The 15,135-nt window shown below is 46.8% G+C and carries 11 protein-coding genes; 3 read left to right on the forward strand and 8 right to left on the reverse strand.

Annotation, left to right across the window (positions count from 1 at the left end; translation table 11 throughout):
* The first annotated feature begins 176 nt into the window (after positions 1-176).
* A complete protein-coding gene (locus QUA36_RS12735) occupies positions 177-3,722 on the forward strand; it encodes an EAL domain-containing protein (RefSeq protein ID WP_333457796.1) in 3,546 nt (1,181 codons plus the stop codon).
* A 50-nt stretch (positions 3,723-3,772) separates the two neighbouring features.
* On the opposite strand, the gene QUA36_RS12740 is transcribed toward QUA36_RS12735, so the two are convergent.
* The 5 genes from QUA36_RS12740 to QUA36_RS12760 form a co-directional block, all read right to left on the reverse strand.
* A complete protein-coding gene (locus QUA36_RS12740) occupies positions 3,773-4,138 on the reverse strand; it encodes a four helix bundle protein (protein WP_333457798.1) in 366 nt (121 codons plus the stop codon).
* A gap of 104 nt (positions 4,139-4,242) precedes the next feature.
* Positions 4,243-4,761, reverse strand: coding sequence for an acetolactate synthase small subunit (gene ilvN, locus QUA36_RS12745; protein ID WP_333450556.1), 519 nt, complete (start codon positions 4,759-4,761; stop codon positions 4,243-4,245).
* Positions 4,762-5,249: 488 nt separating this feature from the next.
* Positions 5,250-6,062, reverse strand: a complete 813-nt coding sequence (locus QUA36_RS12750; protein WP_333457800.1) for a carbon-nitrogen hydrolase family protein — start codon at positions 6,060-6,062, stop codon at positions 5,250-5,252.
* Between the two features lie 251 nt (positions 6,063-6,313).
* The gene (gene psaJ, locus QUA36_RS12755; protein ID WP_333037175.1) at positions 6,314-6,442 is read right to left on the reverse strand and encodes a photosystem I reaction center subunit IX; all 129 of its coding nucleotides are present in this window, start codon (positions 6,440-6,442) and stop codon (positions 6,314-6,316) included.
* A gap of 119 nt (positions 6,443-6,561) precedes the next feature.
* The gene (locus tag QUA36_RS12760) at positions 6,562-7,050 is read right to left on the reverse strand and encodes a Photosystem I reaction center subunit III (RefSeq protein ID WP_333037176.1); all 489 of its coding nucleotides are present in this window, start codon (positions 7,048-7,050) and stop codon (positions 6,562-6,564) included.
* 330 nt (positions 7,051-7,380) lie between these two features.
* Between QUA36_RS12760 and tsaD the strand changes: the two genes are divergently transcribed.
* Together tsaD and QUA36_RS12770 are read left to right on the forward strand one after the other, a co-directional pair.
* The gene (gene tsaD / locus QUA36_RS12765) at positions 7,381-8,454 is read left to right on the forward strand and encodes a tRNA (adenosine(37)-N6)-threonylcarbamoyltransferase complex transferase subunit TsaD (RefSeq protein WP_333159544.1); all 1,074 of its coding nucleotides are present in this window, start codon (positions 7,381-7,383) and stop codon (positions 8,452-8,454) included.
* A gap of 116 nt (positions 8,455-8,570) precedes the next feature.
* Entirely contained in the window at positions 8,571-9,062 is a 492-nt protein-coding gene (locus tag QUA36_RS12770; protein WP_333457802.1) for an N-acetyltransferase family protein, read from the forward strand.
* Between the two features lie 207 nt (positions 9,063-9,269).
* Here QUA36_RS12770 and QUA36_RS12775 read toward each other — a convergent pair whose 3' ends face one another.
* The 3 genes from QUA36_RS12775 to QUA36_RS12785 form a co-directional block, all read right to left on the reverse strand.
* A complete protein-coding gene (locus tag QUA36_RS12775) occupies positions 9,270-10,010 on the reverse strand; it encodes an HAD family hydrolase (protein WP_333457804.1) in 741 nt (246 codons plus the stop codon).
* Between the two features lie 210 nt (positions 10,011-10,220).
* Positions 10,221-10,601: an endonuclease domain-containing protein gene (locus tag QUA36_RS12780; RefSeq protein ID WP_333457806.1), complete on the reverse strand. Its 381-nt coding sequence runs from the start codon at positions 10,599-10,601 to the stop codon at positions 10,221-10,223.
* A gap of 176 nt (positions 10,602-10,777) precedes the next feature.
* The gene (locus QUA36_RS12785) at positions 10,778-14,995 is read right to left on the reverse strand and encodes a chemotaxis protein CheB (RefSeq protein ID WP_333457808.1); all 4,218 of its coding nucleotides are present in this window, start codon (positions 14,993-14,995) and stop codon (positions 10,778-10,780) included.
* Positions 14,996-15,135: the final 140 nt, after the last annotated feature.

Raw genomic sequence — 15,135 nt, forward strand, 5'->3', positions numbered from 1 at the left:
AACCACAAAAAGTTCGGTAATGTCAAGTATTGCCAGGTTTTTTGGGAACTGTTAACTCTCTTGTCGCCTTCACGGCGATCAGACCTTGTATTCGTTACCCATCCGTGACGATACTTAGTTATTTTTAAATAGATTGGCTTCAGATAACTACAACAATTGTCGAGCGGTGCTAATCGATGTTCGATCTAGATTTATTTTTTTACTTTGAGATTCTTGCATATCTTCTGGGATTATTGGCGACTTTAGCCGTGGTGTACGCGATTTATCTCAAGTGGCACCGAAGGCCTTCCAGGCTACCGCTAGCCAAAGAGCAACGGCAGTTGGCAGACTTAAAGCCGGACGATTTATCTGCAGGATTGAAAATGCCGAAAAACTTTGTGATTTTCCGGAACTCAAATCGGTGGCCGGCAACTGACAGCTTCTTGGGTAAAGTTTTAGGTGTGGGCCGCGCTGTATTCTTGCCCAAGCAACAGCGCCTAACAGTGAATTCTTCGCCTATTGTGGGGCCTGGAAATAGCAAAACCCTAAGTCTGAGCATTTCGGGTTCGATGGGGGAAAATCCCGATCGCCCGAATGCCGAGAATCCTCCCAAAGTTAATGCTTTCGCGCAATTAGAGGAAGATTTGCTGGGCGAAATCCTAGCAGGTACTGATTCGCCGGGGGGAGGAGAATTCTTTGATGCCTTAGTTTGCCACTTAGCCTCAGCACTTGGAGTTCGCACCGCCGTCGCTGCCAAATCGATTAAGTCGAAGGCACGCACCGATGCTGGTGCTGATAGATTGCAACTTATCAGTTTTTGGAGCGACGGACAGCAGCAGCCAAACTTTGACTACGACACCGCCAATACTCCCGAAGCGCGGGTGCTGGAGGCGGGAATGTATTCCTGTCCCGACAACCTCTGGGAAACCTTTCCTGAAGACTGCAGACCGGTAGTTACAGGTGCGCGCAGTTTCCTGGGAGTCTTGCTGAAAAACTCTTACAGCGAACCTTTAGGCATTATTTGTATTTTCCACGATCGACCCCTGGTGGAAGCACATCTTGCCAAATTCCGATTAATTCTCAGCATCTTTGCCGGACGGGCCGCCGCCGAATTAGAGCGGCAGCGCCTAGAAGCAGCACTGTCTACTGTAGAAGCGAAATACTGCGCCCTGGTAGAACAAATGCCTGCTGTCACCTACATTTCTCCCCTCAACCGCAAGGCTGCCAAACTTTACATCAGCCCGCAAATCGAGACTTTTCTAGGTTATTCTGTAGCTGAATGGAGAGCCGATCCCGACCTGTGGCTGAAACTCGTTCACCCAGAAGACCGTGACCGCGTGTTAGTTGAAAACGCTACACAGAAATTCACCGATGGAGAAGATATCTTCTGCGAGGGGTCGCTGGTTTCAGAATACCGCGCGATCGCCCGCAACGGCCGAGTCGTCTGGTTCCGCGATCAAGCGACTGCAGTTCGCGATGAAGCAAGCAAGTCTGTCATTCTTCAGGGGGCCATGTTTGACATCACAGAGACTAAAGTAGCTGCCAGCGCGCTGCTAGAAAGCGAATACCGCTATTACACCTTGGCAAAAATACTGCCGGTCGGGATTTTCCGCGCCGACGCTTCTGGAGATTGCTTGTACGTCAATGAGCGATTTTTGGAGATGGCGGGACTGACTGCGCCAAAGGCACTAGGCGAAGGTTGGGCGCAAAGTTTGCATCCCGAAGACCGCGAGCGTGTTTTGAGCCAGTGGTATCGCGCTGTCACAGACAAGTTGCCCTGTAAGTTAGAGTACCGCTTTTGCAACGGTGACTTCACAACCTGGGTATTTTGGCAAGCAGTGCCAGAAATGACCAAAAGCGGGGAAGTTCTAGGCTATCTCGGCACGTTGACCGATATCACCGATCGCAAGCAGGCAGAATTCGCGCTGCAACAGGCGGAAGAGAAATACCGCAGTATCTTTGAAAATGCGATCGAAGGCATTTTCCAGATAACGCCTGACGGGCGCTACCTCAGCGCTAACCCAGCTTTGGCGAGAATTTACGGCTACTCCTCGGCTGCCGAATTGATCGCGAACATACGCAACATCGACCGCCAACTTTACCTCGATCCCAATCGCCGCGTCGAGTTTTTGCGTGCGATCGAAAAACACGGTTTTGTGTCTGAGTTCGAGTCCCAAGTTTACCGCGCTGACGGCACTACTATCTGGGTTTCCGAGAACGGCCGGGCAGTTCGCGACCCTGACGGAAATTTACTTTACTACGAAGGCACTGTCGAAGATATTACCCTCCGCAAAATAGCAGAAGAGAAGTTAGTACACGATGCTTTGCACGATATGCTAACCGGTTTGCCCAACCGATCTTTATTTATGGATCGCTTGGGGCACGCCATCAATCTTTCAAAACGCCGCCCCGAGATTTTGTTTGCGGTGCTGTTTATCGATCTCGATCGCTTTAAGGTTGTTAACGACAGTTTGGGGCATTTAGTGGGGGATCGGTTGCTGATTGCGATCGCGCAGCGCCTGGGAATCTGTTTGCGCGCTGGAGATACCGTTGCCCGTCTCGGCGGCGACGAATTCGCTATTTTGCTGGAAAATATCAAAAGCACCGAGGATGCGATCCAGATTGCCGAACGAGTGCAAGCGGAACTGGCAGAGCCTTTTTACCTTAACGAATATCAAGTTTTTACCAGTGCTAGCATTGGGATTGTTTGTTCTGGTGTTCCTCCGTATCCAACGGAAACCAGCAAACTGTCGAGTCCCGAAAATCTGGGAAATATCGATCGGGAAACTTCTTTGTCTTGCTTATCTTCCGACTCTCCTGTTCCCAATGTCCCGTTGTCCGTATTGTACGATCGGCCTGAAGAACTGCTCCGAGATGCAGATGCTGCCATGTATCATGCTAAGGGATTGGGCAAAGCTCGCCACGAAGTTTTTGACTTAAGTATGCACACTCGCGCCGTTGCCCTTTTGCAACTGGAAAACGACCTGCGACGCGCTTTAGACTCCCAGGAATTTCAGCTTTACTATCAGCCCATCGTCTCTCTAGTTACCGGTAAAATCAGCGGTTTTGAAGCGCTGATCCGGTGGTATCACCCGCAGCGGGGTGTCGTATCTCCCGGCGAGTTTATTTTAGTAGCAGAAGAAACTAGATTGATTATACCTATGGGCTGGTGGATGATGCGATCGGCTTGTCATCAGATCCACGAGTGGCACCAAAAATTCCCTGCCAATCCGCCGTTGACTGTCAGCGTCAACCTTTCTAACCAACAATTTAAACAACCGGATTTAATCGATCGCATTCGTGAAATTTTACAAGAAACTCAGCTTGACCCCCGCACTTTAAAGGTAGAAATTACTGAAGGCGTCATCATGGAGAATGCCGAATCAGCAGTCGCTATCCTCGCGGAATTGAAAAATTTAGAAATTCAATTATATATTGACGATTTCGGCACTGGCTATTCTTCTTTGAGCCGCCTGCACACTTTTCCAACTGATGCTTTAAAAATTGATAGAGCTTTTGTCAGCCGCATGACTGAAGATGAAGGAAACGAAGCGATTGTACAGACTATTTTAATTTTAGCCAGTCATTTAGGTATGGATGTAATTGCTGAAGGAATCGAAACCAGCGAACAGCTTAATTTACTCAGAGCTCTGCAATGCGAATACGGACAAGGATACTTTTTCTCAAAGCCGATAGACAGCATCGCAGCCACACTTTTGATAGCAAGTCAACCTAAATGGTAATTTGACTGTTGGCTGTTGACTGTTGGCTGTTGACTGTTGACTGTTGACTGTTAACCTTTGGCTTTTTGTTTTAGTGAGTTAAGATAAGCATTAAGTTTTGGTGAAAGTCCATTTAATAAGGGATGCAGGCGATCGCTCTGTTCTTGAGTTAAAAGATTTCGAGCGTAAGCAAGTCTTAACCAGTGTCTTGTTTCGTTTAAGGAGCCTCTGGCAATTTTCACAAAACGCTGATTATCTTGGCAGCTATAGCGTCCATGTCCTTCTGCAATATTAGCACCAACACTATCAGCCGATCGCACTATTTGTTTGCCCATCGTATCCTTCGCAAAGTCGTCCCATTTTTTAACAATAAACCATATTTCATTTGATATTTTTTCAGCTAATTGATAAACTTGTAGCTGTTGAAAGCTTTCCATATTAGCTTCTTTAAATAATTGATAGCCAACAATTGATTAATGACTAATACAAGTTAACAGTCAACAGTCAACCGTCAACAGTCAACCGTCAACCGTCAACTTCCCTAAATTTTCGCTTCCAAAGACTTGAGAAACTCTGTATTTACCCCCGACTCGCGCGTCAGGGCAATTTTCCCAGTACGAGCAATTTCCTTAATCCCAAATCTATTCAGAACCTGGACTATCGCCACCATTTTGCCGGGATCTCCCACAACTTCCAATGTCAGCGTATCATCACCAATATCCACCACTCGCGCTCTAAAAATTTGAGCTAACTCAATGATCTCCGATCGCGTCCCGCTAGCAGCATTAACTTTCAGCAACATCAACTCCCGTTCCACACAGGGAATTTCCGTTATATCCTGAACTTTAAGCACGTTAATCAACTTGTACAGTTGCTTTGTCAACTGTTCGATAATCTGGTCATCTCCGGGTACAACCATCGTAATCCGAGACACTCCCCCTTGTTCCGCCGGGCCAACGGCCAGACTTTCAATATTAAAACCCCGACGGGCAAACAAACCAGCAATTCGAGTGAGGACACCCGCTTCATCTTCAACTAAAACCGAAAGAGTGTGTTTCATTTCTCCAAAAAGACGCATTTCGTGCAATTCTACTTTCGCCAATTCGCCTTTTAGCAGAAGTGCACGCCCATTGAACCTGCATTAGACATTTTATCGCGAGTTATATCATTTCCGGTTACACCGGAATGATGTTGACTGTTGGCTGTTGACTGTTGACTGTTGACGCCGTAAACAGTCAACACTCAACGCCGTGAACAGTGAACTCGAATTTACTATTCCGATGCTAACGGATTTGATATTATTGGCTGTTCATCTGCAGGAAAAAACAATATATTAAGCTGTGGGGGCCAGAGTCACCTCCGATCGACAATATCACTCATAGATCAGCCTAAATCCGCCCCCACCCGCTTATTCTTGTCGATCGCACCCACATGATCTAAGTTTTTTTGTGTACGAACCAACACAATTCCTCGCTCGAATAAAAACTTTTCAGGTCTTGTCGCTGACGGGGACTGAAATTTTGACACCCAATGGGTGCCAAAATTTATTCACAGAAAAACCCGGTGTTGCAGAGATGGCATCTGGCGGCGGACTTGTTCTAGTCGATCGGGATTAATTTCTGCAATCGCCACACCCGGTTCCTCTCCAGCATCCGCCAAAACGGCACCCCAAGGGTCTACAATCATCGCGTGACCGTGTGTTTGACGGCGGCCGTAGTGGCGGCCAGTCTGTGCGGGGGCGATCATATAACAAGTATTCTCGATCGCCCTAGCTTGCAACAAAACCTTCCAGTGATCCTTGCCAGTGTAAGCGGTAAACGCCGCCGGCACGAACAAAACATCAGCCCCCTTGTACGACAAATGCCTGTACACTTCCGGGAACCGCACGTCATAGCACACCGAAAGTCCCAGCGTCCCCAAATCCGGCGACACATAAACAGGTGGCAAATCTTCACCAGCTTTCACAGTGTTCGATTCCCTGTAAGTAATGCCGTCGGGAACATCCACATCGAACAAATGTACTTTTCTGTACCTTGCCACTTCAGTGCCGTTTGGGTCTACTAGCAAACAAGTATTGTATACCTTCCCTCCTGGAGTCGGCACGGGAAACCCGCCGCCCAGAATCGTTACCTGGAACCGTTGGGCCATCGTTTTGAGGAATTTTTCGCTTTGGAGCCCGATCGCCTCTGCTTGAGCAATTTTTTCCTCCTCTTCTCCCATAAACGAGAAATTTTCTGGTAAGGAAACTAACTCCGCACCTTGACGCACTGCCAGGTCGATTAATTCCTCTGCCTGAACCAAATTTTTTTGCAGGTCAGGCAAGCTAGTCATTTGAATTGCTGCGGCGAGATAAGACTTCATCGATTCAAAATATTAGTCAATAGTCAATAGTCAATAGTCATTAGCCATTAGTCATTAGTCATTGGGAACTAATTTGATAACTAAATAGTTTAGATCCTTGGGTTTCACCCATTTCGGCGCTGTTTTGCACGAACTGGTATGGTGTGAGAGTTTTGATATTTGAGCTTTGAATTCACCTGTAACTCATCACTCAAAACTCAAAACTCTCAACTTTTTCCTACTAGGTTTTCCAACCTAATTTCCTTCAAATCTTACGGCATCGGATGGAAAAGCAGGTCGGGGAAAAAGCGGTTAAATTCAATTAAAGCCGCAGCTTGAATAGATATCCAAAGGATAGCCAATACTGGTGCTGTCGAAAGAAACTTGACAAAGTATTGCATGAATTCTGCTCCTGAAAATTCGAGACAGTTGGTAATTGCCGATCGGTCTAGCGCGCTAATTGCTAATTTCTAGTTAATTACTTAACTTTTAGCTATTAGCTCTTCTCCATTTCCCAATTTTAGCGGGGGGAAACAGTAATTTCGTCGTCCTTCGCAAACATTTCACCGCTGGTGATTGATGTGAGAGCTGCCAGAGGCCATAAAACGCCGCTCAGCATACATTTGATTGCCAAAGGAACGTCGATAATAATCTCTTTTTCCTCTGGGGTTGCTGATTTTTTGGTAACTTGCAGATAAGAACGGCCTACCCAACCAATCCAACCTGCGATATACAAGAACAGTATGCTAGGAATCAAAAAGTCCCCTGCTTTGCTCAAGTTGCCGTCTACGATTAAGTGCGGGTATCCTTCCGGGCCGCACATAGCTTGAGAATAGCGATCGAATCTTGCTTTCGCAGATGCGGGGTCGCCATTGGTAGAACGTGCATTTTTAGCCAGTTCCTTGAATTCGGGAGAGTCTTTGCACGGCACTAAATTGTAAGCCGAAGCAACTGGAGCAAAACTGATCCAGACACTCAACACTAAAATTGCAGCAAACAATCGTCGCATGGAATTGTTTCCTTTTGTTACAAAACAATAAGTTTTTGTACAAGCATTTCAACTTGCCGATCTGGAATCCAGATGATCGTGTTTGTTGACAGTGTAAAGTATCCATCATTGATGCGGCAAAGCCCAATAGAATGAGGGATTCCCGTTTTCATAGGTCAATGCTGAGCTAGCAATACCGCGAGGATATTCCTTCATTGCATCCGATGACGGCCTTACCTGTCGATCGGGCAAATATCCCTTAACAATAACCTGAGTACAGGTAGAGCGGGGGACTTGCGCCGAATTAGTTAAGCTAGCAATAACTAACCTATCAAATAAAATTACCAGTTAATGGCAACCATTTTCGCAATCGAAACAAGTTGTGACGAAACAGCAGCAGCAATTGTTAAGAATCGTCAAGTTTGCAGCAATGTTGTAGCATCACAAATTAAAATCCACGAGCAGTTTGGCGGAGTAGTGCCGGAAGTGGCTTCGCGGAGTCACCTAGAAATGCTCAATCAGGTAATTGCCCAGTGTCTCAGTGAAGCAAACCTGAGTTGGTCAGAAATTGACGGCATTGCAGCGACTTGTGCCCCTGGTTTAGTAGGTGCATTGTTAGTCGGGCTGACAGCGGCGAAAAGCTTGGCAATAGTCCATCAAAAACCTTTTTTAGGCGTCCACCACCTCGAAGGGCACATCTACGCTTCTTACCTTACCGAACCCGACTTGCAGCCACCGTTTTTGTGTTTGTTAGTTTCCGGGGGACATACTAGCTTTATTTACGTCAAAGATTGCGGCGTTTATGAAACAGTAGGACAAACACGCGACGACGCCGCCGGCGAAGCTTTTGATAAAGTCGCGAGACTGTTGCAGCTAGGATATCCCGGCGGGCCACTGATTGACAAATTGGCCGCCCTTGGCAATCCCCAAGCATACCCTCTACCAGAAGGCAGAATTTCCTTGCCTGGTGGCGGATATCATCCTTACGACAGTAGTTTTAGCGGCTTGAAAACAGCAGTTTTGCAATTAGTGCAGAAACTCAAAAAACAAAATAACAATGTGGGTGAGGAAGGATTCTTGCCTGCCCCTACAATTAATGATATTGCGGCCAGCTTTCAGGAAACAGTAGCTAAGGGTTTAACAAAAAGAGCGATCGACTGTGCCGTAAATTTCGGGCTTACCACTATTGTAGTCGGTGGCGGAGTTGCAGCCAACAGCGGACTCCGAAAACACTTACAAGCAGCAGCAGCAAAACACAACTTGCGGGTATTGTTTCCGCCATTAAAATATTGTACAGACAACGCAGCAATGATCGGCTGTGCGGCGGCAGAACACTTGCAGCGAGGACACACCTCACCGCTGACTTTGGGAGCAAATTCAAGAATGGCTGTCAGCGATATTATGGAACTGTACAAGAGTCATTAGTTATTAGTCATTAGTCATTAGTTAACAGTCAACAGCCAACAGTCAACAGTCAACAGTCAACAGTTAACAGTCAACAGTCAACAGTCAACAGTCAACAGTCAACATTCAACCCAACGATGAAAATCCGCGACGCAGAAGAAAGCGATTTGCCAGCAATTGTCCAAATATATAACGCAGCAATACCGGGCAGAATGGCCACAGCCGATTTAAAACCAGTCTCAGTCGAAAGCCGCCTCCCGTGGTACAGAGAACACTCTCCCAATTCCTGGCCGATTTGGGTAATGGAATCAGAACAAAATATTGTGGGCTGGCTGAGTTTTCAGATTTTCTACGGACGCGCTGCCTATCAGCATACAGCCGAAGTTAGCATCTACGTCGCACCCGATCGCCAACGCTGCGGAATCGGACAAAATTTATTGCAATCGGCAATTGTGCGGAGTCCAGAATTGAAGCTTAAAACTCTCATAGGAATAATTTTTGCTCACAATCAGCCGAGTGTAAGATTGTTTGAGAAATTTGGCTTTCAGCGGTGGGGATATCTGCCACAAGTTGCCGAACTTGACGGCGTTGAAAGAGATGTCGTAATTCTGGGTTTGCGTTGTCTGTAGGGAAACGGCAATGCCAATTGGTGTCAACTTAATGTCAAACGTAATACCGGTCTGCTGTTTGACGATTAGGCCTCGATCCCCCCTAGCCCCCCTTAAGAAGGGGGGGACAGGAAGCGCTCAAAGTCAACCCCTACTCCCCTTCTTAAGGGGGATTTAGGGGGATCGAGACTACGGTAGAAGCGAGATTTTCCAGGCTCTGATGTTTGCTCAATCTGCTAAAATTGTAATTTCATCCAAAGATGCGATCGCCACATCAGCATTTTCCAAATGACTAACCTGGGCCTTTCCCCAACAAATCCCGATACAGCCAGCCGCGCCCGCATTTTTACCCATCTGAATATCGCCCGCTGAATCTCCTACCATCAAAGTTGCTGCGGGATTTACTCCGAGTTTCTCACAAGCTTGCAAAAATAATTTCGGATCTGGTTTATGAACCGTTGAATCAACTCCCATTTCTAACTGAATGTAGTCAGCTAATTCGTGGTGTTTCACAAATTTCTGTACCGATTCTGTTGTAGCAGCCGAAAGAATCCCCAGTTTTAAACCCGCTTCCGAAAGATATTTTAGCACTTCCAAGCTGCCGACAAATAAAGGAGAAACAGCACTATTTTTAAACATTTCGTCAGCTTCGTCAAAAGCGCGGCGCGCAATAGTTAAAGATTCCAGCCATCCCCGGCCGGTTTCGGCGATGTATCCCGCCGCCACAATCTCATTTTCCCTACGACTACCGACTGCTAACAAGCCTGTGGGGTCGATGCTGCCACTTTCGATGCCGAAAGCCATTTGTAAAGGCTCTCCAACGCCTGGAATTTGAGCGTCTGCGAGGCGCGATCGCTTCATCCCCAACAATCTCAAAAACTCCTGAGAATCCTCTAGAGTACCGTCTTTGTCAAAGATTACGGCTTGGATATTCGAGAAGGTAATGCCCCGACATTTAATAGTTACCAAGAATCTGAACTCCGTAATTTTTATATTTTTTTGTATAATCTCATATTGTGCTATTTTTAGCAATTGTTTTTAGCGCAACATAACTCTCTTGTCCCACCCCCTACTCCCCAACAATCAGGGGGGCTAGGGGGGATCTGGCCTTAACTATTACGAGATATATCGTACTCTTGTCCCCCCCCCTTATTAAGGAGGGTTAGGGGATATCTGGCCCTAAGAATGACGATCGCACGCACCCAACAACTCCTGACAAACTCCCTCGAAACACTGCAACACATCAACATTCGTAAACCTGACAACTTGCAGTCCATACCCCTCGAAAATCCCTGTTCTTTCCGCATCATATTGTTTCCCCTGTTCAGTAAAATGACTCTCGCCATCAACCTCAATTACCAATCTTAAAGCAGCACAATAAAAATCTACAATAAAATTGTCGATCGGTCGCTGTCTCAAAACTCGAAAAGGGAAATTTCTCAGAAAATCTTCCCAAAGTTTCTTTTCGGCTGGAGTTGGATTTTTCCGAAGTTCCTTGGCGATAGGGATGAGTTTTGGGTTGTAATGTAGGTGGAAATTCGAGTCGTTTAATTTGGTCATAATCCTCCTAATCTCGGATCGATCCCCCCTAGCCCCCCTTAATAAGGGGGGGACATGAAGCACTCAAAGTCAACCCCTACTCCCCTTCTTAAGGGGGATTTAGGGGGATCTCCGGGGGACAAGAGTTTAACTGCCTAATCTAATCTCAAACATCATAAATCAACACTCCAAAATATTTAAAATCGTCCTACTAAATTAGCCACCATTAATCCTAGTACAACCGGCTCGATCGGCTTAACCATATGCCTTTGAAAACCAGCTTCGATCGCCCTTTCGCGTTCTTTATCGCCCGCATAGGCAGTCAGCGCCGCGGCTGGAATTTCTCCTCCGGCTTCCGCAGCAAGAGCTCGCACTTCTCGAATTAAGAAATACCCATCTTCCTCTGGCATTCCGATATCGGAGATTAGCACATCGTATCTGGCCGGATTTTCAGTCAAAGCAGCGATCGCACTTCTGGCAGATCCAACTGCCAAAACCTCCGCCCCGTAGCCTTCAAGCACAAATTGTAAGAACTCGCGCGTATCGATCTGATCGTCTACGGCTAAGATGTGCAAGCCTTCTAGAGAGGGGACGCGATCGCTAGAGGCGTTTAAAGGCCCTACCAAAGCAGTTGACTTTAAATCGATCGCCGATGTCAACTCTTGAGGCAGCGATCGCAACGGCAATCTCACAGTCATTGTAGTTCCTTGTTCATCACCCGGACTTTCGGCTTGCACAGTTCCCCCGTGCAATTCAACCAGGTGACGCACGATCGCTAAACCCAATCCCAGCCCTTGATTCGCCTTAGTGCTGCTGGCATCGCCTTGATGGAAACGATCAAAAATATACGGCAAAAATTGTGCCCCAATGCCTTTTCCCGTATCGCTGACTCGAAGTTGAGCATGATTCTCGATCGTCGATAGCAGGATTTCCACTCGTCCCCCCGCCGGAGTAAACTTAATCGAGTTAGACAGAAGATTCCACACAACTTGCTGCAAGCGATTGATATCCCCTAAAACAGTCGTAGGAATCAACTGCGAAACAATTTGAATGTTTTTGGCTTCGGCGGATAATTGCACCCCCTCCAGCGCAGCTTGCACCACTAACCGCAGATCGATCGGACAAATGCACAGTTGAAGCTTGCCACTCGTAATCCGGGAAATATCCAGGATATCTTCGATTAACTGAGATTGCGCCCTCGCGCTGCGCTCGATCACCTCTAAAGCCTTAGTAACGGCTGGTTCCTTTAATTTCCCGGAACGCAGAATTTGTGACCAGCCCAGAATCGGAGTCAAAGGATTGCGTAATTCGTGGGAGAGATTCGCCAGAAATTCATCTTTACTACGGTTGGCTGCTTCTGCCTCGTGGCGGGCAAACTGTTCCTGCAGTAATAACTGCGATCGTACTGTCTCCAACTGCTTGCGCTGCGTGATATCCTCGATCGACAACAGAATCATTAAAGCTTGGTCTTCTCGTTCAAGTTTACAAGCATTCAGCAGCATGGTTTTGGGCCCGATCTTATCAAACAGGTGATCCAACTCAAAGTTTTCAAGCTGAACATCACTAACCAGAATATCTTCCAGAATCCATCGCACTTGGGGGATATTCCACTGCCCGTTGCCTAGCTCAAATAGCGAAGATTTTGCTGTTTCTGACGGTGAAACCTGAAACATTTCATAAAACGATCGATTTGCTTTATTCACTCGGAAATCAGCATCTAGGACGACTAAAGGCGTTTGCACAGTTTCCACAATGGTTTCAGCATAATTTCGGGCCTCCTCCAAGGTTCTGGCACTGCGTTTAAGAGCATCAATATCGAGCAAAACCATCACCACACCGTCAATCTGATTTTCCGTTGTCCGGTAAGGACGAATGCGGAGGTTGTACCAATATCCCGATAAAGTTTGAATTTCTTGTTCTTTCGTCTGGAGAGTATCAATCACCTCCAAAATCATCTGTTCCAAGTTAGGAACGTTCAGAGTTGAGCGAATGTCGCTAAAGGGTCGTCCAACATCTGTAGGAATCACACTAAAAATTTGCTGTGCCGTTGGCGTAAAGCGTCGAATCTGTAAATCGTTTGTCAGCATTAAGATAGGGATATTGATACTGGAAAGCAAATTTATCAGATCGTTATTGACCAGGCTTTGTTCAATATTGCGGCTGCGAAGTTCATCATTAGTGGTAGTGAGTTCCTCATTAGTGGCTTGAATCTCTTCTTTGGCAGTTTCTAACTCCTCATTGGTGCTTTGCAACTCCTCGTTGCTGGATAGGATTTCTTCGTTCGCAACTTTGAGGTCTTGGTTGAGACTTTCCTGATCCTGGATCACCGCTTGCAGTTGGGCTTGAGCCGCAGTTTTTTCTTGGTTAGCGGCTGCAAGTTGCTGCCTCAGCAGCTCAATTTCGCGCACTAAATCAGGTTGCTCGAAGTTTTCAGAAGGGAGAGTGCTGAAGTTAAGTACGCGGGGTGCAGCCTCTTCAAATACCACTAAAAAGTAGCGCCCTTCGGCCGCCTGTGGCTGGAACGGAATCACCTCAAAATTGACAATACTCGATCGTCCGCCCGATTCAAGCAAAACCCTTTCTTTCCTAATGGTTACGTTCTGCGTTTGTGCCTGATAAATCGCGGTGCGAAGCTCAACCAGCAAGCCTGCCCTTGCCATTGCCAGCAAGTTTAAGTCGGGCGTTCCAGCTACCACTCTCAAGTAAGGATCGATGTCTCCCCGCACTTGCAGGATTTTCATCTGCTCGTTGACAACCACACTGGCTGGGGCATATCGATTTAAAATCAGTTGGTCAGTTTCTTGTTGTAAATCCAAGCTATCCGTAAAATTGTTTTTCACTTCCTCCCGTTCACGTGCTTTAGCGACGGGATAGGAACTCGGCGTAAACGAAAAATTGGGACGAGTCCCAGTCAACTTTTTGGTATAAACTTTAGACTTTTTATCCAATGAAGTAAACAAGTAGGAAAATTCTCCGGTACTCTCCGAAGTGCCTAACAAGAGAAAGCCCGTTGGCTTAAGACTGTAATGAAAAATCGGCATAACTTTTTTTTGCAATGACTCTCCCAAGTAGATCAGCACATTGCGACAGCTAACTAAATCGATATTGGAAAAAGGCGGGTCGCTGCCTAAGTCTTGTCGGGCAAATACACAAAGTTCGCGGACTGCCTTGCTGATTCTATAGCTACCTCTTGCTTCGGCAATAAAGAAACGAGTACGTCGTTCTGGTGAAACATCTACCATCTGGTTTTCTGAGTAGACGCCAGACCTCGCTTTGTTGATAGCGTGTTCGCCAATGTCCGTGGCAAAAATCTGGATCGGTGGCTGGATGACTCGATCGCTCAAAAACTCTAACAAGCAAATCGCGATCGAATAAACTTCTTCACCTGTCGAACATCCCGCCACCCAAATCCGAATCGGAGTTTCGGCCGATTTATTTTGGGTAATCGTGGGGAAAACCAGTTCTGTTAACTTTTCAAAGGCTTCGGGATCGCGGAAAAAACTGGTAACGTGGATCAGGATTTCTTCATACAAAGCTGTGACTTCAGCCGAATTGTGTCGAAGATGTTGGGCGTAATCATTCAAGCTTTCCAGCTTGTACAAAACCATCCGTCGCTGGATGCGTCGAGCGATCGTCTTGGGTTTGTAGTGGCTAAAATCAACGCCTGTCGTGGATTTTAGCAGGGCAAAAATAGTAGCCAGGGCATCTCCCTGTTCGGGCGATTCCTCAACTTTTGTCATGGCAAGCGGGCCAGTCAGAAGGGGATTGTGACTATAGTTTGCCAGTTCCTCGGCAATTTTTTCCGGTGGCAGAACGAAATCGACATTTCCTGTCGCAACAGCGGTATTCGGCATACTATCGAATTTTGCTGTGTCTTGACATTGAGCAAAAGTCATGCCTCCGGCTGCTTTGATTGCCTTGAGCCCGAGTGAACCGTCTCCGTCTCCCCCGGATAAAACTACGGCGATTGCTTTGTGCCCGCGATCGATCGCCAATGAGGTAAAGAACGCATCTCCCGGCATATATTTGCCATAAATCTTCTCGCGCGGTGAGAGTTGCAGCACGCCTTTACATACCACCATCTTGGTGTTGGGCGGAATAACATAGACTTGATTGGGTTCTACAGTTACGCCGTCTTCTACCTCATTAACAGGCATTTGCGTCGTTCTCGCGAGAATCTCGCTCAGCAGACTTTTGTGATTGGGGTCTAAATGCTGAATCAGCACAAACGCCATACCCGTATCGCTCGGTAAATGGCTCAGTAACTGCGTGAATGCTTCCAAACCTCCTGCTGAGGCGGCAATCCCAACAATGGGAAACGGGGCATCCGTTTCGGCTAATTGTTCGGAATCGAGGGCGGCTGGTGCGATCGATTCTTCTGGTGTATTTTCTTGATATAATTGAGGAGAAGTCATAATGTGAAGTCCTCGACTTCAGTTATTTAGTAGCAAAGATATCTGGTAAGCCTGTGCCTAAGTAATTCCGACTATTTTTCTCAGAACCCACTTAAATTATTGGCATTATGAAGCTCTATTAAGCATGAGCTACACTGTGG

Source organism: Microcoleus sp. Pol10D4 (assembly GCF_036701555.1).
Taxonomy (GTDB): Bacteria; Cyanobacteriota; Cyanobacteriia; order Cyanobacteriales; family Microcoleaceae; genus Microcoleus.